At 61.7% G+C, this 19,323-nt stretch carries 15 protein-coding genes; 10 read left to right on the top strand and 5 right to left on the bottom strand.

Annotated features, from left to right (window positions below):
- Window positions 1-173 precede the first annotated feature (173 nt).
- Window positions 174-1,676, top strand: coding sequence for an aldehyde dehydrogenase (locus AB8A27_RS04510; protein WP_441240876.1), 1,503 nt, complete (start codon window positions 174-176; stop codon window positions 1,674-1,676).
- Window positions 1,677-1,819: 143 nt separating this feature from the next.
- Here AB8A27_RS04510 and AB8A27_RS04505 read toward each other — a convergent pair whose 3' ends face one another.
- Window positions 1,820-2,800 (bottom strand): aldo/keto reductase, encoded by a 981-nt coding sequence (locus tag AB8A27_RS04505; RefSeq protein ID WP_441240875.1) that lies wholly within the window; start codon window positions 2,798-2,800, stop codon window positions 1,820-1,822.
- Between the two features lie 20 nt (window positions 2,801-2,820).
- On the bottom strand, window positions 2,821-3,672 hold the full coding sequence (locus tag AB8A27_RS04500; RefSeq protein ID WP_441240874.1) for an SDR family NAD(P)-dependent oxidoreductase: 852 nt from the start codon (window positions 3,670-3,672) through the stop codon (window positions 2,821-2,823).
- A 267-nt stretch (window positions 3,673-3,939) separates the two neighbouring features.
- On the opposite strand from AB8A27_RS04500, the gene AB8A27_RS04495 reads away from it, so the two are divergent.
- The gene (locus AB8A27_RS04495) at window positions 3,940-5,424 is read left to right on the top strand and encodes an aldehyde dehydrogenase family protein (RefSeq protein WP_441244823.1); all 1,485 of its coding nucleotides are present in this window, start codon (window positions 3,940-3,942) and stop codon (window positions 5,422-5,424) included.
- Window positions 5,425-5,550: 126 nt separating this feature from the next.
- On the opposite strand, the gene AB8A27_RS04490 is transcribed toward AB8A27_RS04495, so the two are convergent.
- The 3 genes from AB8A27_RS04490 to AB8A27_RS04480 form a co-directional block, all read right to left on the bottom strand.
- Complete coding sequence (locus tag AB8A27_RS04490; protein ID WP_441240873.1) at window positions 5,551-7,065, bottom strand: acyl-CoA synthetase; 1,515 nt, start codon at window positions 7,063-7,065, stop codon at window positions 5,551-5,553.
- 83 nt (window positions 7,066-7,148) lie between these two features.
- The gene (locus tag AB8A27_RS04485) at window positions 7,149-8,345 is read right to left on the bottom strand and encodes an ABC transporter substrate-binding protein (protein WP_441240872.1); all 1,197 of its coding nucleotides are present in this window, start codon (window positions 8,343-8,345) and stop codon (window positions 7,149-7,151) included.
- 38 nt (window positions 8,346-8,383) lie between these two features.
- Entirely contained in the window at window positions 8,384-9,358 is a 975-nt protein-coding gene (locus AB8A27_RS04480; RefSeq protein ID WP_441240871.1) for an NAD(P)H-dependent flavin oxidoreductase, read from the bottom strand.
- A 96-nt stretch (window positions 9,359-9,454) separates the two neighbouring features.
- Here AB8A27_RS04480 and AB8A27_RS04475 point away from each other — a divergent pair, with 96 nt between their 5' ends.
- The 8 genes from AB8A27_RS04475 to nikE all read left to right on the top strand — a co-directional run bounded on the left by AB8A27_RS04475 (window position 9,455) and on the right by nikE (window position 19,150).
- On the top strand, window positions 9,455-10,345 hold the full coding sequence (locus tag AB8A27_RS04475; RefSeq protein ID WP_441240870.1) for a LysR family transcriptional regulator: 891 nt from the start codon (window positions 9,455-9,457) through the stop codon (window positions 10,343-10,345).
- A gap of 185 nt (window positions 10,346-10,530) precedes the next feature.
- Window positions 10,531-11,505: an NAD-dependent epimerase/dehydratase family protein gene (locus AB8A27_RS04470; RefSeq protein ID WP_441240869.1), complete on the top strand. Its 975-nt coding sequence runs from the start codon at window positions 10,531-10,533 to the stop codon at window positions 11,503-11,505.
- Between the two features lie 4 nt (window positions 11,506-11,509).
- On the top strand, window positions 11,510-12,268 hold the full coding sequence (locus AB8A27_RS04465; protein ID WP_441240868.1) for an SDR family oxidoreductase: 759 nt from the start codon (window positions 11,510-11,512) through the stop codon (window positions 12,266-12,268).
- Window positions 12,265-13,695, top strand: a complete 1,431-nt coding sequence (locus AB8A27_RS04460) for an NAD(P)-binding domain-containing protein (protein ID WP_441240867.1) — start codon at window positions 12,265-12,267, stop codon at window positions 13,693-13,695. The genes AB8A27_RS04465 and AB8A27_RS04460 overlap by 4 nt, the downstream gene beginning before the upstream one ends.
- Before the next feature lie 152 nt (window positions 13,696-13,847).
- Entirely contained in the window at window positions 13,848-15,464 is a 1,617-nt protein-coding gene (locus tag AB8A27_RS04455) for an ABC transporter substrate-binding protein (RefSeq protein ID WP_441240866.1), read from the top strand.
- A gap of 112 nt (window positions 15,465-15,576) precedes the next feature.
- Window positions 15,577-16,608 (top strand): ABC transporter permease, encoded by a 1,032-nt coding sequence (locus AB8A27_RS04450; RefSeq protein ID WP_092149308.1) that lies wholly within the window; start codon window positions 15,577-15,579, stop codon window positions 16,606-16,608.
- Window positions 16,605-17,453, top strand: a complete 849-nt coding sequence (locus tag AB8A27_RS04445; RefSeq protein ID WP_315841066.1) for an ABC transporter permease — start codon at window positions 16,605-16,607, stop codon at window positions 17,451-17,453. Before AB8A27_RS04450 ends, AB8A27_RS04445 begins: the two co-directional genes overlap by 4 nt.
- A complete protein-coding gene (gene nikE, locus AB8A27_RS04440; RefSeq protein WP_441240865.1) occupies window positions 17,450-19,150 on the top strand; it encodes a nickel ABC transporter ATP-binding protein NikE in 1,701 nt (566 codons plus the stop codon). Before AB8A27_RS04445 ends, nikE begins: the two co-directional genes overlap by 4 nt.
- Window positions 19,151-19,323: the final 173 nt, after the last annotated feature.

Genomic DNA, 19,323 nt, shown 5'->3' with positions numbered 1-19,323 from the left:
CCAGGCTCGAAGAATCCACAGGCGACTTTCTGCAATCGGATTGGACCGCCCGATTCTATCGCCGCGCTGCAACCGCGCGTTGATCGCAAAATCACCTGTTTCTGATTAGTCATAGTCCGCCAAAGCGGCTACCGCCGTCAGGCCGATCACGGTGCAAATTCAAGGACATGCCAATGATGAACGATGGTCGCCCGTTCGGGCTCTATATCGATGGCCGGTTTCAGCCAAACTCGACCGGCCGCACCATCAGGATCGAGAACCCGAAGGACCGGAGCCATCTGGCAGATGTCGCCGAAGGCGACGAGAAGGATATCGATCTGGCCATCGACGCCGCCGAACGCGCCGGCAAAATCTGGGCGGCGACACCGGGCGCGGTCCGCGGCGACATCATGCACCGGGCCGGCGAATTGCTGGCCAAAAAGCTCCCCGAACTGGTGACCATCGAGGTCGATCAGATCGGCCGCGCCCGCCGCGAAATGAGCGCGCAGCTCGGCCGGCTGCCGGAATGGTTTCGCTATTTCGGCGCTCTGGCGCGCACCCATGAGGACACCGTCCCGCCCTTCGGCGGCAATTTCCTGAATTATACCCGCCGGGTACCGCTGGGCGTCGTCGGCCATGTGACGCCGTGGAATCATCCGCTCCTGATCCTCACCAAGAAGATCGCGCCGTCGATGGCGGCCGGCAATACGATGGTGGTGAAGCCGAGCGAACTGGCGCCGATCACACCTCTTCTGCTCGGCGACATCTTCAAGGAAGCCGGCGTGCCCGACGGCGTCTACAATGTCGTGCCCGGCTATGGCGCCACCGCCGGCAAGGCGCTGACCACCAGCAAACGCATCAAGAAGATCGACCTCACCGGCGGCACCGAGACCGGCAAGATGGTGGCGTCGCTGGCCGGCGCCAACCTCACCAAGGTGGCGGCCGAACTCGGCGGCAAGGCCGCGGTCATCCTGTTCGACGACACCTCCATCGAGCGCGGCGTGGCGGCTGCACTGTTCGCGTCCTTCATCGCTACCGGCCAGACCTGCGTGCAGGGTGCGCGGCTGCTGGTGCAACGCTCCGTGCATGACGCCGTCGTCGCCGAACTGGTGAAGCGCACCAATGCGATCCGGATCGGTGATCCGCAGGACATGGCAACGCAGATGGGGCCCCTCGTCTCGGCCAAACAGCGCGAACTCACCGAGCGCTACGTCAAGATCGGTCTGGAAGAAGGCGCCACCCTCGCGGCCGGCGGCAAGCGGCCGGAGGGCGCAATGTTCGAGAACGGCTACTATCATCAGCCGACCATCTTCACGAACGTGACCGGCAACATGCGGATCGCACAGGAAGAGATATTCGGACCCGTGGTTGTCGTCATTCCGTTCGATACTGAGGAGGAAGCGATCGCGCTGTCCAACGGCACCGAATTCGGGCTGGCGACCTCGATCTGGACCCGCGACGTCACCCGTGCACACCGGGTGGCGCATCAGCTGCAGAGCGGTATCGTCTGGATCAACGACCACCACCGCATCGATCCCTGCTCGCCCTGGGGCGGCTTCAAGATGAGTGGCATCGGCCGCGAAAACGGCATCGTCGCCTATGAGGAATACACCCAGATCCAGAACGTGATCGTCAATCTCTCGGACGAGACCTTCGACTGGTATGCGGACGATGGTCAGGAGAAGCGGTATAGCTGAGGCGAATGTCGTCTCAGTCGAACACTCCGTCCTCATCCTGAGGAGCGCGCACTTCGCGCGCGTCTCGAAGGATGCGTGACACACTCATGGTTCGAGATGCGCGCCAAGCGGGCGCTCCTCACCATGAGGACAGTGAATGGGTGCTAACCAAACCCTGCCACCGCATGCGGCACATACGGCGCTTCAAGGGCCGCAATCTCCTCATTCGTCAGCTTCAACGACAGCGCCGCCACCGCATCGGTTAGATGCGCCGGCTTCGATGCACCGATGATCGGCGATGTGATGCCCCTCTTCTGCAGCAGCCAGGCCATCGCCACCTGCGCCTGCGGAACGCCGCGCGTCTTGGCGACAGCCGCGACCTGCTCGACGATCTTGCGATCGGAAGCCTCGGCCTGCACGTAGAGCGTCTTCCCGAACTCGTCCGTCTTCTGGCGCTCGCTCACTTCATCCCATGCGCGCGTCAGGCGCCCACGCGCGAGCGGGCTCCACGGCATCACCGCGATCTTCTGATCGACACAGAGCGGCAACATCTCGCGCTCTTCCTCCCGGTTCAGCAGATTGACATGGTTCTGCATGCTGACGAATTCGGTCCAGCCGTTGAGCCGCGACGTATAGAGCGCCTTGGAGAATTGCCACGCATACATGCTGGAGGCGCCGATATAGCGGACCTTGCCGGCCTTCACGACGTCATGCAGCGCTTCCAGCGTCTCCTCGATGGGCGTGTTCTTGTCGAGTCGGTGGATCTGATAGAGATCGATATAATCGGTGCCGAGACGGCGCAGGCTGTGATCGATCTCGGTCATGATCGCCTTGCGCGACAGGCCCATGCCATTCGGCCCCGGCCGCATGCGGTTGTAGACCTTGGTCGCCAGCACCACGTCGTCGCGCTTCGTAAAATCCTTCAGCGCGCGGCCGACGATTTCCTCCGACGTACCATCCGAATAGACATTCGCTGTGTCGAAGAAATTGATGCCGAGCTCAATGGCTTGCTTGATCAGCGGGCGGCTCTTCTCCTCGTCGAGCGTCCATGCATGCGCGCCGCGATCGGAGATGCCATAGGTCATGCATCCCAGACAAAGGCGCGAGACGTCGAGGCCGGTATTTCCAAATTTGACGTAATCCACTGCGCTTCTCCCTTGCTATTTTATTTCTGTTTCACGAAGTCTGCGAAGGCCTCGGCATAGTCGGGATGCCAGCGCGACAGCGCTGGCCGGTTCTCGACCACATCGCCGATCGCCCACAACATGCGGCGTTCGTCGAGCGTGCGCGGCACGTCGTTGTCCGGGCAAAGGATGTAGAAGTCACCGGCTTCGAGCCGTTGCATCATGAAGTCCACGGTCTGCTCGGTTGTCCACGCCGCATCCGGCTTCTCAGTGCGACCACCGGCTGCCAGCGGCGTAAAGACGAAACCCGGGATCAAAAGATGCGCGGAGATCTGGCAGCCCTCCGTGTTGCGCAGCTCATGCGCCAGCGCCTCGGTATAGGCCTTCACGCCCGCCTTGGAGACATTGTAGGCGGGATTTCCGGGCGGCGTGGTGATGCCCTGCTTCGAGCCGGTATTGATGATCAGGCCGGGCCGCTTGCGTGCAATCATATCCGCCGCGAAAGCCTGACAGCCATTGACGATGCCCCACAGATTGACGCCGATGAGCCGCTCCCAATTGTCGCGCGGACCAAGCGTTGAAGTCGGCACCTGGATGCCGGCATTATTCATCAGCACGTCGCAGCCACCGAAACGGGCCTGGACATCTGCGGCAAGCCTGGCCATCGCGCTAATGTCGCTGACATCGACGGCGGCCGTCATCACATTGTCGGCCCCACCTTTCGCGACACCGGCGATCTGGCCAGCAGCCTTGGCGAGACGGCCTTCGCCGAGATCGACGATGCAGATGCGCATGCCGAGCCGCGCAAAACTCGTCGCTGCGGCAAGGCCGATGCCCGAGGCGCCTCCCGTAATGACGGCAACAGAACCGGCGGACAGAGCGGCGTGGGGCATGGTGCACTCCAGCAATTCGGAATTCTAGAAGGCGTCCAACGGATCGGACATGATCCGGACAAATGGGCGTGGTGCTCTCAATATCACGCACGACACTCATCCGCATTCACGACACCGCGAACAAATTCACGATCATGAATTGGTCGCGAGGATCACCCATGCAGAACGCCGCGGGTTCCCCGCCTTTACCCGCTTCGTGAAAACGATATATTTCGCGCGCTACAACGGCACTTCAAACAAACGTCCGGGAGGATCACAATGGGCTTGATGCAGCCAATCTCCGCCACCGCGCACCCCTATGCGAACGGCTCCTACAAGCAGATGCTGATCGACGGCAAATGGGTCGATGCGAAGTCCGGCAAGAAGTTCGAGACGCACAACCCCGCTACTGGCGAGCTGCTGGCTACCGTCGCAGAAGGCGATGCTGGGGATATCGACCTCGCAGTTGCTGCAGCACGCCGCGCCTTCGAAGGACCATGGAGCAAGGCCAAGCCCTATGAGCGTCAGGCGCTGCTGCTGAAATTCGCCGATCTCGTCGAGAAGCATTTCGATGAACTCGCTTTGCTGGACACCCTCGACATGGGCGCGCCTGTCATGCGCACCTTCGCGGGCAAGCAGCGCATCCTCGGCATGCTGCGCTTCTATGCCGGCCAGGCAACACTTATCTATGGCGAGACCATCGAGAACTCCCTGCCCGGCGAGATCTTCTCCTACACGCTGAAAGAGCCGGTCGGCGTCGTCGGCGCCATCATCCCGTGGAACTCGCCGCTGTCAGCCAGCGTCTGGAAGATCGGCCCTGCGATCGCCACCGGCTGCACCATCGTTCTGAAGCCAGCGGAAGAAGCGCCGCTTACCTCACTGCGTCTTGGTGAACTTGCGCTGGAGGCGGGCTTCCCCGCTGGCGTTATCAACGTCGTGCCGGGCTATGGCGAGACCGCAGGTGCTGCGCTGGCGTCGCATCAGGACGTCAACAAGGTCGCCTTCACCGGTTCGCACTTCACCGGCCAGTCGATCATCCGAGCCTCGGCCGGCAATCTCAAGCGCGTATCGCTGGAGCTCGGCGGCAAGTCGCCGAACATTGTGTTCGCCGATGCCGATCTCGATGCGGCAGTCCCCGGCGCCGCAATGGCGGTGTTCGCCAATTCCGGCCAGATCTGCAGCGCCGGCACCCGCTTGTTCGTCGAAAAGAAGATCTATGACGAATTCGTCGGCAAGGTCGCCGAATTCGCCAAGAAGCTGAAAGTCGGCAACGGCGCCGACCCCAGCATCCAGCTCGGACCGCTGGTATCGAAGGAACAGCTTGACCGCGTCACCGGCTATCTCACGACCGGCGCCGGCGAAGGCGCAAAGGCGCTGTCGGGCGGCGGCCGCCTGACCGACGGTGACCTGGCCAAGGGTTACTTCGTGCAACCGACCGTGTTCGCCAATGTGCAGGACAACATGAAGATCGCGCAGGAAGAGATCTTCGGACCGGTCATCTCTGCGATCTCGTTCACCGACATGGACGAACTGGTGCAGCGCGCCAACAACACGACCTTCGGTCTCGGCAGCGGCGTGTGGACCAAGGATGTCAGCAAGGCGCATCGCCTCGCGAAGTCTCTGCAGGCTGGCTCGGTCTGGATCAACTGCTATCAAGCGATGGATCCCGCCGTGCCGTTCGGCGGCTACAAGATGAGCGGCTATGGTCGCGAGTCCGGTGTGCATCACGTCGACGAATATCTCAACATCAAGGCGGTGTGGATCAATACATGATCCTTGGGATCAACACCTGATCCAAACACCTGAAAAACGAAAGGCGCGAGGCTATTAGCCTCGCGCCTTTTTGTTGGTTTGATCGGTCGATCCGCTTGATGGAGCGACCTATTCTGCCAACGTGCCCTATGCGACTGCTGACCCATACTGATCCCGCAGCTTGCGCTTGAAGATCTTGCCGGTCGATTCACGCGGCAACGCATCGTGGAAATGGATTTCCTTCGGCACTTTGAAGTTGGCGAGCTTCTGCTTGAGCCAGGCCTGAATCTCCGGCACCGCGAGCGTTACGCCGCTTTCAAGCTCGACGCAGCCGACCAACCGCTCGCCGAACTCGTCGTCGGGCACGCCGAACACCGCGCAATCACGCACGCCGTCCATACCGATCAGCGCATTCTCGATCTCAGCGGGATAAATATTCACACCGCCGGAGATGACCATGTCGCGTTTGCGATCGCACATGAAGAGATAGCCATCCTCATCGAGATAGCCGACGTCACCGACGCTGATCAGGCCCTCACGGCCGGCTTCTGCCCGCGCTTCCGGGCGTCCTTGATAGTCGAAATCCGGTACCGAGGTCTGCCGCATGAAGATTTCACCGGGCACATTGACCGGACATTCCTTGCCATCGGCGTCGAAGATCTTGACCACGCCGCCCTCGATGGTGCGGCCGACCGTACCCGGCTTCCTCAGAGCTTCCTCCGACGAATGCCAGATCGGTACACCGGTTTCAGTGGAGCCGAGATATTCGTTGATCACCGGTCCCCACCACGCGATCATCGCCTGCTTCACATGGATCGGGCACGGCGCCGCGCCATGGATGATGAAGCGCAGCGATGACAGATCGTAGCGCGACTTCACCTCGTCCGACAGTCGCAGCAGCCGCACGAACATGGTCGGCACCATATGCATGTTGGTGATGCGGTGTTTTTCGGTCAGTTGCAGCAGATCCTCGGGATCGAAGCGCGGTTCGAGAACGATCGTGCTGCCATGGCGGAAGGCCATCAGCCCGTAGGAGCTCGGCGCCGAATGATACATCGGCCCGTTCATCAGGATGATCTGGCTCTCATTCGGCTTCAGCCCATAGGCGATGCCACCGACGCGCTCGGATGCCGCCGCCTGTTCGGCTGTCATCGGCGCACGCGTCACGCCCTTCGGTCGGCCAGTCGTGCCCGACGTGTAGAACATGGTCAGCGCGCGCTTCGGCACATTGTCCATCGGCGCGTGCTGCTCGCGCCACGTATCGAAATCCGTGCAATCGGCAGGGACTTCGGTTGCCGCCTTGGAAACGCCATAGGCCTCCGCGATTTCCGGCGGGGTGCGGACGACCAGGATCGGCAATCCCTTTGGCAGACTCTCCGCGATCTGCGGCAACAGGTCGGCGTGGCAGACCAGCAGATTCGCGCCGCTGTCGGCGAGGATATAGCGGACTTCCTCGCCTTTCAGATGCCAGTTGATCGGCACCACGCGGGCCCCCAGCGCACCCGCACCGAAGGCCGTTTCGAACAGGGCGAAATCGTTACGGAGCATCATGCCGACGGGTGCATCGGGACCTGCCCCGAGGCTCTTGAAACCAGTCGCCGCCCTGGCGACGCGCTGCATGATGTCCGGATAGCCGATCGCCCGGTCGCCGCTGATAATCATAGTCCGCCCTTACTTTGTTCTTGAATCGATCGAAGCCGTTACCGGCTTCGATCTCTTTTCTGTCGATGTGATGGCACGAGCGCTCACTGGTCGTCGAGCAATTCGCCAAAGCCTTCCCAGTTCTTGCCGTTGAACCGGCGTAGCCGCAGCTGCTGGAACGAAAGATAGTCGTCCTTGTCAGTATTCACCGTGACACCCGACAACAGCAGCGGCAGTTTGACGTTCTTCATCGACGTCGCCTGGCGCAGGATATTCTCTCGGCTAACATCGTCTCCGCATGCCTTGAGGATATGCGTGATGAGATGGGCATTCAGGAACCCGGTCGCATAATTGGTGTTGCGCGGATCGGCCGACGGCAGGCTCTCTTTCATGAAAGCGAAATAGGCTTTCACATCCTCGTCGTTCGCCCACTGCTCGTCATTGATGTCCTTCTGGTAGCTGGAGGTGATCAGGCCGGTGGCATTGTCGAGACCGGCGGGCTCCAGAAAGGTTATCGACGAGGCCGAGGTAGGGACGAACATCAAATCCGGCTTCCAACCGATTTCGGCCACGCCCTTGATCATCTGTGATGAGAATTTGCCAACCACGGCACCGAACAGCGCGTTCGCGCCCGACGTCTTGAGCGTCGCCAATTGTGACAAGATCGTCGGAGCGCTCGTCTCGTAGGTCGCCTCGGACACGATCATCTTCGCGGCCTTGTCGCCAAGCGCACGCTTGAAGCCGGCTACATAGTCTTTTCCGAGATCGTCGTTCTGCGCCAGGATGGCGATCTTCGCATCCGGCTTGGTTTTCAGGAGGTGCTTGGCATAGACGACGCCTTCCGATTCATAGGCGGCCATGCCCGGCATCGTCCACGGGAACCCCTTCGGGTCGGCCCATTTGGTCGCGCCTGATAGCACGAACAGTTGCGGAATCTTCTTGCTGTTTAGGTAACGATGCACAGCGTTGTTGGTTGCGGTGCCGAGTGTCCCGAACATCATCAGGACCTCGTCCTGCTCGACCAGCTTGCGGGTTTGCTCGACGGTCTTCGGCGGCGAATAGGCATCATCGAGGCTGATGAACTTGATCTTTCGCCCGTTGATGCCCCCGTCGGCATTGAGCTTGGCGAAATAGGCTTCCTGCGCACGGCCGATCACGCCGAAGCCCGAGAGCGGACCGCTATAGGGAAGCGTCTGCCCGATTTTTATTTCTTCCTTGGTGTCGGCCATCGCCTGCGTCGTTGTATGCAGACCTACGGCAAGAGCAAACAGCCCAAGCGTCTTCAGCATCACTGATGCCATGATTGTCACCTCCCCGTTTTGTTGTTATCGGGCCGCGCTTATGCGCGTGCCCGTCTCGCAAAGTCCGAGGTTGCCTCCGCATATTCGGACTTCAGCCGTTCGACCAATTCGGCCACCGGCGGCGCGTCAGTAATCTGGCCGATACCCTGACCGCAGCCCCAGATGTCCTTCCAGGCCTTGACCTTCATGTTACCGCCGGAACCGAAGTTCATCTTGGTCTTGTCAGCCACGGGCAGATTATCGGGATCGAGGCCGGCGGCTGCGATGGACGGGCCGAGATAGTTACCATGAATACCGGTGAACAGGTTGGTGTAGACCGTGTCATGCGCGGCGAATTCGGTCAGCGCCTTCTTGTAGGCCGGGTCGGCATTGGCCTCTTCGGTCGCAATGAAGCGCGTGCCCATGTAAGCGAGGTCCGCGCCGAGCGCGAGCGCCGATGCGATCCCGTAACCGTCGGAGATCGCACCAGATACCAGCACAGTGCCCTTGAACCACTGCTTCACTTCACGGACCAGCGCGAAGGGTGACAACGTACCGGCATGACCACCGGCTCCGGCGCAAACCAAGATCAGTCCATCGACGCCTTGCTCGGCTGCCTTGCGCGCGTGCTTGACGTTGATCACGTCGTGAAACACGACGCCGCCATAGGAATGCGCAGCTTCGACGATTTCCGACGGCGGACGCAACGAAGTGATGATGATCGGAACCTTGTGCTTCACACAGGTTTCCATGTCCTTCATCAACCGGTCGTTGGAGGCGTGGCAGATCTGGTTCACCGCATAGGGCGCGACCTTCTTGCCGGGATTCTTCGCCTTGTACTCGTCGAGCTCATCCTCGATGCGCGTCAGCCACTGATCGAGCACTTCTGCCGGCCGCGCATTGAGCGCCGGAAACGAACCGACGATGCCCGCCTTGCATTGCGCAATGACGAGTTCGGGACCGGACACGATAAACAGCGGGGAACCGAGCACAGGCAGTTCGAGCGTGCCATCGAGAGCTTTGGGGAGCGACATAGGCGTTTCCTTATATTTTTATGGCCCGAACTATAGGGCTTGACCGTCCGCTCGTATTGTTCGATTTTGAACAACCGATATTCCGGATTTGTACATATGGATTGGGATCTCTGCCGCACATTCAACGCTGTGGTCGATGCCGGGAGCTATCTCGGGGCCGCAAGGCAATTGCGCACCAGCCACCCGACCGTCAGCCGGGAAGTCGCGGCGCTGGAGAAGCAGCTCGGCACCAAGCTTTTCGTTCGGTCCGACGAAGGGCTGGTGCTGACTGCCCGTGGTCGCCGATTCCACGAAAGCACCAGGGCGATGGCGGACGCCGCACTGAAGGCCGAAGCTGTTGCCGGCGCGTCAGGCCAGAGCGCACGCGGCGTGGTCAAAGTATCCATTGGACCGACGCTCGCGAATTTCTGGTTGATGCCGCATATCGGCGCGTTCATCCGGGAACATCCGCATGTGGAGATCCAGCTGGTGACGCATCCGTTTCCGGTCAGCGTCCGCAAGCGCGAAGCCGACATCGTGCTGCGCCTCTATCAGACCGGTGATGAAAATCTCACCGGGCGGAAAATCGCACGGCTCGGCGTCGGCTTCTATGCCTCACGCGACTATGCGGCGCGATGCCCGCTGCCGGAGCAACGCGGTGCGTGGAAAGATCACACGGTTATCGGCTTTGCGGACAAATCCACGAATTCCGAACTGGGGCGCTGGAGCGACCACATCACCAAGGACGCCACCGTCGCCATCCGCTGCTCGTCGCAGGCGGATATGCTGGCAGCCGTCCGCGCAGGAATCGGCATCTGCGTGCTCTCATGCATCGTCGGCGATGCCCATGCAGATCTGGTGCGCGTGGCGCCTCAGAAGCTGACCAGCCTGTCCGATATCTGGCTGCTGGCGCATCCCGATCTCACCGATCAGCCGTCAGTACGCGCGGTGCTGGAATTCATCACCGCCTGCGCGCGCGACGATCGTGCGCTGCTACGCGGCCGTTGATGCGCTGCCCTTGCCCGGCGAGTGACATCGGCCAGGAGATGCGACAAGCTCCGGCTGTCCCAGATTCTGCTTGCACCGGACTGCCACTCAAGTGTGCGTCGCACGCCTGCAAAACGTGCTTGGGGCATGGAGCGCGATGGTCCAAAGAGGGGCGAAGGACCGCCCTGCGGTTCATAGGCTGATCGATGAAGATTCTCGTTTTTGGCGGCACCGGCTTTGTCGGATTGAATATCGCGGAAGCCCTGTTGAAGCGCGGCCATGTGGTCACCCTGTTCGACCGCTCGGGCCTGCCACCGTCAGCCCAGCGTACCTTCGCTGATTTTGGCGACAGGCTTTCGGTGATCGTCGGCGATGTACTCGACCGAGCACTGATCGACAGCGTCATCGCAAAAGGTTTCGATGCCATTGTTCTCGGCGCCGCAATCACCGCGGGCACAGAGCGCGATGCCGCTGATCCGGAAAGCATCCTGCAAGTCAACCTGATGGCGCAAACGCCGATTCTCGCCGCAGCACGTCGCCATGGCGTAAAGCGGGTGATCAATCTGTCGTCCGCCGGCGCATACGGCACCTCCGCATTCAAATATCCTGTTCTCGACGAAGAACTGCCCTGCGATCCCGTCTCGCTCTACGCCATCACCAAATTCGCATCCGAGAAGGTCGCGGCTCGCCTCGCCGCGCTCTGGCAAACCGACTTCATCAGCGTGCGGCTGAGCGCCGTGTTTGGACCATGGGAGCGTGCAACAGGCGTGCGCGATACGCTTAGCCCGCTGATGCAGATTTTTACGGCGCACGCGAAGCAGAGCGCCGCCATTCTGGTCCGTTCCGGCGTGCGGGACTGGATCTATGCGCCCGATGTCGCCGATGCCATGACTTTGCTGATCGAGGCGCCGAAGACGCAGCATCGCCTCTACAACATCTCAACCGCCACGCCGTGGTCAGCACTGGAATGGGGACAGCAATTGGCCGAATCCCATCCGGGCTTCGTTTGCCGCCTGGCCGGCGTCGGCGAAACACCGACCATCGATCTGCACAGCGACAGCGACCGGGCACCGTTATCGGTCGCGCGATTGGAGCAGGAATTCGGATGGCGCGCCAAATTCGGCTGCGCCGACTCAGCCGCGGATCTGATCGACTGGTCAGCGCGGCACAGTAGAGGATGATGACATGAGGCTTCAGGGACTTACAGCAATCATCACCGGCGGAGGCTCCGGCATCGGTCAGGCCAGTGCCATGCTGTTCGCGCAGGAAGGCGCGTTCGTCGCGCTGGTGGATCGTGACGAGGCCGGTCTGAAGGAAACACTGGCGGCACTCCCCAATGCAAACAAGGCATCGATGCATGTCGGCGATGTCGGCGACGGCGATTTCGCGCAGGCCGTGATCGGCGAGATCGTCGCGCGGCGCGGTCAACTCGACGTGTTGATGACCTCGGCCGGCTTTTCGGTCGGCGGCACCGTTCTGACCACCGCCCCCGAGGATTGGGACGCCGTGTTTCGCACCAATATCGGCGGCACATGGCTGTGGGCGCGCGCGGCGATCCCGCAGATGCAGAAGCAAGGCAAGGGTTCGATCATCACACTGGCTTCGCAACTGGCGATCGCCGGCGGCAAGGGCAACAGCGCCTATATCGCGGCGAAAGGCGCGATCATCAGCCTGACGCGCACCATGGCCGTGGATTTCGCGACCGATGGCATTCGCGTCAACGCCATCGCGCCGGGCGCGATCGACACGCCGCTGCTGCGCCGCAGCTTCGCCCGCCATGCCGACCCCGAGCCCGTGCGGGAGGCCTCGCGCAATCGTCACGCCATGAAGCGTTTCGGCCTTGCCGAGGAAGTCGCGCAGACCGCGCTGCATCTGGCGAGCGATGCGTCCTCCTTCACCACCGGCACGGTGATGCCGGTCGATGGCGGGTGGCTCGCAGCATGAATGAGGCTCTCGCCGCGCTGGAAGCGCAGGTCCGCGACGATCTCCACAAGATTGCCCATCCGAACATGCCCTGGCTCACGCCGAAAACGGCCCCCGACGGCCGGCCGGCGCTCGACGTGCTCATCGTCGGCGCCGGCCAGGGAGGCATCACGGCGGCTTTCGGCCTGTTACGTTCGCAAGTGACCAACATCCTGGTGCTCGACAAGGCCGAGGAAGGTCGTGAAGGCCCATGGCTCACCTACGCCCGCATGCCGACGCTGCGTAGCCCGAAGCACTTTACCGGCCCCGATCTCGATATCCCGTCCCTCACCTATCAGTCATGGCACGAAGCCATGTTCGGGAAGGATCACTGGCAGGCGCTCGATCGCATCCCGCGCGGACACTGGGCGGACTATCTCTTGTGGTTCAGGCGCATCACCGGCGTGCCTGTGCGTAACAGCTGCGAAGTCCTGGACATTGGGCCCGCCGCGAACGGCTTGCTTGCAGCCACCGTGCAAAGCGCCGGCGGCGTCGAAGTCATTCATGCGCGCAAGATCGTTCTGGCCACCGGCCAGGAAGGCATGGGCGACTGGATGATTCCGGAGCAGCTCCAGCACCTGCCACGGTCACTCTGCGTCAATGCATCCGCGGACATCGATTTCGAAGCCCTGCGCGGCAAGACCGTCGCCGTGATCGGCGCCGGCGCATCCGCCTTCGACAATGCGGCAACCGCGCTCGAAGCCGGCGCTGAGGTGCATCTGTTGTGCCGCCGCGCGGAAATCCAGATCGTGCAGCCCTACCACTGGCTAACCTTCCGCGGCCTGCTACGTCACTTCAGCGAACTCGACGATGCCTGGCGCTGGCGCTTCATGCGCCGGCTCATGGATTTGCGCGAGGGCTTCCCACAGCCGACCTGGGATCGCTGCGCGCGGCATGCCAGCTTCCATCTCCACGAAAACGCGCCCGTTCAGTCAGCACAAAAAATGGGCAACCAAACGAGGTTGCAGACACCACAGGGTACCTTCACCGCGGACTTCGTCATCTGCGGTACCGGCATCGACATGGATTTTGCGAGTCGTCGCGAATTACAGAGCTGTGCCGGCAATATCGCGATCTGGTCTGATCGCTACCAGCCCCCGGATACCGAACTCAGCCCGCGCCTCGGCCGTTTTCCCTATCTCGCGGACGATTACGCGCTGACGGAACGCGTTCCCGGCACGACGCCGTGGATCTCCGACATCCACCTTTTCGCAATTGCGTCCACCATGAGCTTCGGTCCGTCGGGGTCATCGATCAATGCGATGACAACTGCAATTCCGAAACTGGTGCATGGTCTGACGCGCGGCTTGTTCCGCGCAGATATCGAGCGATACTGGAGCTCGTTCGAGGCCTACGACATTCCACAAGTCACCATCACGAGGCAGCCGGAAGCTGCGGCGAAAAGCTAACGAACCAAATTATCCCCGAGCGGGAAAACTCCTCCCGCCCGGTACCTATCGACGTCGTTTGGCGCGTTCCTTGCTTCAATGGACGGGTCGCTCGACAGCCTCGGCACTGGCGAGTCCGTTCAGAATTTCCGTCGAATTCAGAGGATAGGGTTATGGGACTGATGTATTCCAAGCAAATGCTCGGCGCCGCCGCAGCGCTGGCGTTTTTCACTGCCGCCGTTCCTGCCAAGGCGCAAACGCGCACAGAGACGTTGCGCTACGTGACCGGCGCCGCTGTCAACACGCTCGATCCCAACATTCCCGGCTCTACCCGCGAGGCCTTTGCCGTCAGCCTCTCGACCTATGACCGTCTCGTCTCGTTCGGCCGCAAGCAGCTGAACGGCAAGTGGGTGTTCGATCTCGACACTATTCGCGGCGAACTCGCGGAGTCCTACACGGTCAGCCCGGATGGCCTGAAGATCACCTTCAAGCTGCGCAAGGATGCCAAATTCCAGGATGGCTCGCCGGTCACCGCCGACGATGTCAAATGGTCGCTCGACCGCGCCGTCACAGCCAAGGTCCTCGGCAAGGCCCAGTTGCTCACCGGTTCGCTCACCGATGCCAGCCAGTTCAAGGTGATCGATCCCACAACGTTCGAGGTGACACTGCCGCAGCCAGACAAGCTGGCGCTGCCGAACCTCGCAACCGTCTATCCGATCATCATCAACTCGAAAGTCGCCAAGGCCCATGCCACGGAGGAAGATCCGTGGGCGCAAGCGTGGCTCAAGGAGAACACCGCCGGATCCGGCGCGTTCATCATCGAGCAGTTCAAGCCCGGCGAGCAGGTCATCCTGAAGCGTAACGATGCCTGGAATCGCGGCCCCGACGGCAAGCAGGCCTTCTTCAAGCGCCTGATCGTGCAGTCGGTGCCCGAACCGGCGACCCGCGCCAATCTGGTCGAGAAGGGCGACGCCGATATCGTCATCGACCTGCAGGCCAGCGACGCACAGGCACTTGAGGCCAAGGGCAAGCTGCAGGTGATCTCGACGCCGCAATACAATGCGCTCACCTTCATCTCGATGAACAACCAGATGCCTCCCTTCGACAAACCGGACGTGCGTCGTGCCGTGGCCTATGCACTGCCCTATGACGACATGTTCAAGGCGGCCCTGTTCGGCCGCGGCGCGCCGCTGTTCGGCGCGACCTGGGCCGACAGCAAGCCGCCATCAGGCGCGTTCCCGATCCCCCAGCCCGTCAAGCTCGATCTGGAAAAGGCCAAGGCCTACCTGAAGGCCGCCGGCTATCCGGACGGCTTCTCGACCACGTTCAGCTTTAACGTCGGACAAGCAGCGACCGCCGAACCAATGGCTGCGCTGCTGAAGGAATCCCTCGCCAAGATCGGCATCAAGGTCGATATCCAGAAGCTGCCCGATGCCCAGATGTCAACGCAGATCACCGAGAAGAAGCTGCCGTTCTTCACTGAGGGCGTCGTCGCCTGGCTACCGTCGACCGACTATTTCTACCGCAATTTCTACACCGGCAATCAGCGCTGGAACTACTCGTCCATCGACAATGCCGAATTGACCGCGGTCGCGCAGAAGGCTCGTTTCGAGGCCGACAAGGCCAAGTACGAAGCAGACGGCAAGGTCCTGAATGCGATGAACTTCGACCTGATGCCCCAGATTCCACTGTGGCAGCCGAGCCAGGACGCAGTGATGGCCTCGAACCTGACGGGCTACACCTATCAGTTCCATCGCCAGGTCGATTACCGCGACCTCAGCCGGAAGTGATCGTCCGAGCACCATGCGAGCAAATCCCGAAGCGCCGTTCTGCGGCGCTTCGGATCTACGCAGCTTGCAAACGTCACTGTAGCGAGCTGCCCAAGACTACGAGTAACCGATCATGACGACTCTGGGCGCAACGGCCATCCGTGCAGCACGACGCTTCGCATCCTCACTCCCTGCGTTGTTCGGCGTGCTGATCTTCACCTTCCTACTGATGCGCGTATTGCCCGGCGATCCTGCTGTGTTCTTTGCCTCCGGACCTAACTCCGGCAAGGAAGAAATCGAGACCATCCGCAAGCAAATGGGACTCGACAAGCCGGTGCCGCAGCAACTGTTCCTGTATCTCTACGATGTCGGCCGCGGCAATCTTGGCCGTTCGCTGATGACGGGCCAGAATGTCACCAAGGACCTGCGTGAACGCCTGCCCGCTTCGCTCGAATTGACATTCTCGGCGCTTCTGATCGCACTTGTTCTCGCAATCCCGCTGGGTGTCCTTGCGGCGCTGAAGCCAGGATCGCTGATCGATCACGGCGTACGATTGTTCTGCGCGCTCGGGGTCTGCGTCCCGACCTTCGTGTCGGGCCTGCTGCTGATCTATATCTTCTATTATCTGTTCGGCGTGTCGCCCGATCCGACCGGACGCGTGGATATCTTCACGACGCTGCCGCCCGCACATACCGGCTTCCTGTTGATCGACTTTGCGCTCGCCGGCGACTTTGACGGCTGGTGGGCCGCGTTCAAGCAATTGATCCTGCCGGCCTGCACCATGGCACTGTTCGTGATCGCACCATTGGCGCGCATCACGCGCGCCTCGATGCTGGCCTCGCTCGGCAGCGATTTCGTCCGCACCGCGCGTTCTGTCGGCCTGTCGTGGTGGCGGATCATCGTCACCTACGCGCTGCGCAATGCGATCCTGCCCGTCATCACCATTGCCGGCATCGTGTTCTCGACCATGCTCGGCGCTAATGTGCTGGTGGAGAAGGTGTTCTCCTGGCCCGGCGTCGCCTCCTACGCGCTCGACGCGCTGCTATCGTCGGACTACGCACCGGTGCAAGGCTTCGTGCTGTTGATGGCGTCGGTCTTCGTTATCGTCAATCTCGTCGTCGATGTGCTCTATGGCATCGCCGATCCCAGGATTTCCATCGGATGAGCAGCGCAACACTTCAACACGCCGCCTTCATCCTGCGCGGCAATCCTATCACCGGCATCGCAGCCGTCGGCGCGTCTCTGCTGATCTTTGTCGGCATCTTCGGCCCGTGGATCGTGCCCTATGATCCCATCGCGTCGAACGTTCAGAACGCGCTGATGCCGCCGAGTGCCGCACATTGGGCCGGCACCGATCAGCTCGGCCGCGACGTGTTCAGTCGTATCATTGTCGCCGCACAGCTCGACCTCGCCATCGCCGTCTCTGCGGTCGGCATCTCCTTCGCGCTGGGCGCCGTCATTGGTGCCCTCTGCGGCTATTCGGGCGGCAAGCTGGATCGCGCTGTTGGCCGCTTCGTCGACGTACTGATGGCATTTCCGCTATTCGTGCTGGCCATGGCCATGGTCGCTGCACTCGGCAATCGCGTCGAGAACATCGTGATCGCCACCGCGATCATCAACCTGCCCTTCTACATCCGCTTCGCCCGCGCCGAAGTGAACGTCCGCCGCAACCTCGGCTGGGTCGAGGCCGCGCGTGCCTGCGGCGACAGCCATGTCTCTGTCGTGCTGCGCTTTTTGTTGCCGAACGTCTTGCCGGCAATGGTGGTGCAGATGTCGCTCAATCTCGGCTGGGCGATCATCAATGCTGCCGGACTCTCCTTCATCGGCCTCGGCGTGAAACCGCCGACCCCGGAATGGGGCATCATGGTCGCCGAAGGGGCGCGCTTCATCTCCACTGGCAAATGGTGGCTGGTTGCGTTCCCCGGCCTCGCTTTGATGCTCGCCGTGCTGTGCTTCAACCTGCTCGGCGACGGGCTGCGCGATATTCTTGATCCAAGACAACGTACATGAGCGCAGCGAACGTGATGACGATACCAAAGCCGCTGCTCGATATCGAAAACCTTCAGGTCACCTTCTCCACACGCCGCGGCCCGGTCGAGGCCGTGCGCGGAATCTCGCTCTCGCTTGCCGAGGGCGAAACGCTGGGGATCGTCGGCGAGAGCGGTTCTGGTAAATCCGTGACAGGATTTGCAACAACGCGCCTGCTTGATGCCTCCGGCAAGATCACTGGCGGGCGCATCACCTTCCGTGATCGCGAGATCACCAGAATGACCAGCGCCGGCCTGCACGAGATGCATGGCGCCGCCATGGCGATGATCTTCCAGAACCCACGCGGCGCGCTCAATCCGATCCGCGCCATCGGCCAGCAGATCGCGGATGCCATTCTCGCGCATCGCAAGATCTCCACATCGGAAGCCCGCACACAGTCGCTCGAACTGCTGCGCGCGGTAAAAATCCGCGATCCCGAAAAGCGGATGAACGCCTATCCGCACGAATTGTCCGGCGGTATGTGCCAGCGCGTGATGATCGCCATGGCGATCTCCAGCAATCCCGCATTGCTGATCGCCGACGAACCGACCACCGGCCTCGACGTCACCACGCAGAAAGTGGTGATGGATCTCCTCGCCAGCATTGCCGCTGAAAGGGGCATGGCGACGATCCTGATTACCCACGATCTCGGACTCGCCGCCCGCTATTGCCGCCGCGTCGTGGTGATGGAACAGGGCAGACTGGTCGAGGAAGCCGACGCCCTGACGCTGTTCAGGTCGCCGCAACATCCCTACACCAAGCGTCTTGTCGCTGCGTCGCCGACTGCGACGTCCCGGGTCGAAGACCTCGTGACCGACGACGACAAGCTGCTGGTGCCGGCCGTCCCGCTCGCTCCGCCACCCAAACCGGCGCATGGCACGCCGCCACTGCTGGAGGTGCTCGACCTCGTCAAGCGTTTTGACGACGGTACCGTCGGTGTCGAGAATTTCTCGATGGCGATTGCGCCCGGCGAGAGCGTCGGCCTGGTCGGCGAGTCCGGTTCCGGCAAGAGCACCACGTCGCGGATGATCTGCCGGCTGCTCGATCAGACCGAAGGCGCCATCAATTTCAACGGCCAGTCGATCAGCCATATTCCTGCGCGCGAATTCCACCGTGCGCCGCAGCGGCGCGAGATCCAGATCGTCTTCCAGGACCCGAACGACAGCCTCAATCCGCGCTTCAACGCCTTCGATTGTATCGCACACCCACTGATCCGCCTGCTTGGCATGCGCAATGGCGCGGCGCTCAAGCAACGTGTCGCCGAATGTGCCCATCGCGTTGGCCTGCCTGCGGACCTGCTGGAGCGCTTTCCGCACCAGCTATCGGGAGGCCAGAAAGCCCGCATCGGCATCGCCCGCGCGATTGCCTGCCGGCCGAAGCTTCTGGTGCTGGACGAACCGACCGCCGCCCTCGACGTCTCCGTTCAGGCCGTGGTGCTGCAGCTCCTCGACCGGTTGCGCCGCGAAGACAATCTGGCCTTTCTGTTCGTCAGCCACGATCTCAACGTCGTACGCATGATGTGTCAGCGCACCATCGTGCTGCGCAACGGCGCCATTGTCGAACAGGGCGAGAGCCATGCGCTGTTCGACAATCCGCAGACGGACTATACCCGCGAACTGGTCGATGCAGTCCCGCATATCGAGATGATCGCCGCGGAAAAAATGGCCGCGGGCGCCTAGCCGCGGGTGGCCAGCGGCGAAAGGCCTCAACTGTCGGCCTTGCCCGGTTCCATTGGCGTAACCATACCGACTTTAGTGTGAGTTGCGCCGGTCCCGGATGCCTTGCATCCGCGCCGCATCTCGCCGAACATAAGGCCAAAGCGTCGCCAATGACGCAGCAAAATCGGGAGGAT

It is taken from the genome of Tardiphaga sp. 768_D3_N2_1 (genome assembly GCF_052076105.1).
Lineage (GTDB): Bacteria > Pseudomonadota > Alphaproteobacteria > Rhizobiales > Xanthobacteraceae > Tardiphaga.
Note: the sequence above shows the minus strand (reverse complement) of the source record. Positions and strands in the feature narration are given on the sequence as shown.

Excerpts from the sequence above, each read along its gene's own strand:
- AB8A27_RS04460 (WP_441240867.1), top strand. The coding sequence starts at position 12,265 with ATGAATGAGGCTCTCGCCGCGCTGGAAGCGCAGGTCCGCGACGATCTC.
- AB8A27_RS04500 (WP_441240874.1), bottom strand. The coding sequence starts at position 3,672 with ATGCCCCACGCCGCTCTGTCCGCCGGTTCTGTTGCCGTCATTACGGGA.
- AB8A27_RS04470 (WP_441240869.1), top strand. The coding sequence starts at position 10,531 with ATGAAGATTCTCGTTTTTGGCGGCACCGGCTTTGTCGGATTGAATATC.
- AB8A27_RS04455 (WP_441240866.1), top strand. The coding sequence starts at position 13,848 with ATGGGACTGATGTATTCCAAGCAAATGCTCGGCGCCGCCGCAGCGCTG.
- nikE (WP_441240865.1), top strand. The coding sequence starts at position 17,450 with ATGAGCGCAGCGAACGTGATGACGATACCAAAGCCGCTGCTCGATATC.
- AB8A27_RS04475 (WP_441240870.1), top strand. The coding sequence starts at position 9,455 with ATGGATTGGGATCTCTGCCGCACATTCAACGCTGTGGTCGATGCCGGG.
- AB8A27_RS04495 (WP_441244823.1), top strand. The coding sequence starts at position 3,940 with ATGCAGCCAATCTCCGCCACCGCGCACCCCTATGCGAACGGCTCCTAC.
- AB8A27_RS04510 (WP_441240876.1), top strand. The coding sequence starts at position 174 with ATGATGAACGATGGTCGCCCGTTCGGGCTCTATATCGATGGCCGGTTT.
- AB8A27_RS04480 (WP_441240871.1), bottom strand. The coding sequence starts at position 9,358 with ATGTCGCTCCCCAAAGCTCTCGATGGCACGCTCGAACTGCCTGTGCTC.
- AB8A27_RS04450 (WP_092149308.1), top strand. The coding sequence starts at position 15,577 with ATGACGACTCTGGGCGCAACGGCCATCCGTGCAGCACGACGCTTCGCA.
- AB8A27_RS04485 (WP_441240872.1), bottom strand. The coding sequence starts at position 8,345 with ATGGCATCAGTGATGCTGAAGACGCTTGGGCTGTTTGCTCTTGCCGTA.
- AB8A27_RS04490 (WP_441240873.1), bottom strand. The coding sequence starts at position 7,065 with ATGATTATCAGCGGCGACCGGGCGATCGGCTATCCGGACATCATGCAG.
- AB8A27_RS04465 (WP_441240868.1), top strand. The coding sequence starts at position 11,510 with ATGAGGCTTCAGGGACTTACAGCAATCATCACCGGCGGAGGCTCCGGC.
- AB8A27_RS04445 (WP_315841066.1), top strand. The coding sequence starts at position 16,605 with ATGAGCAGCGCAACACTTCAACACGCCGCCTTCATCCTGCGCGGCAAT.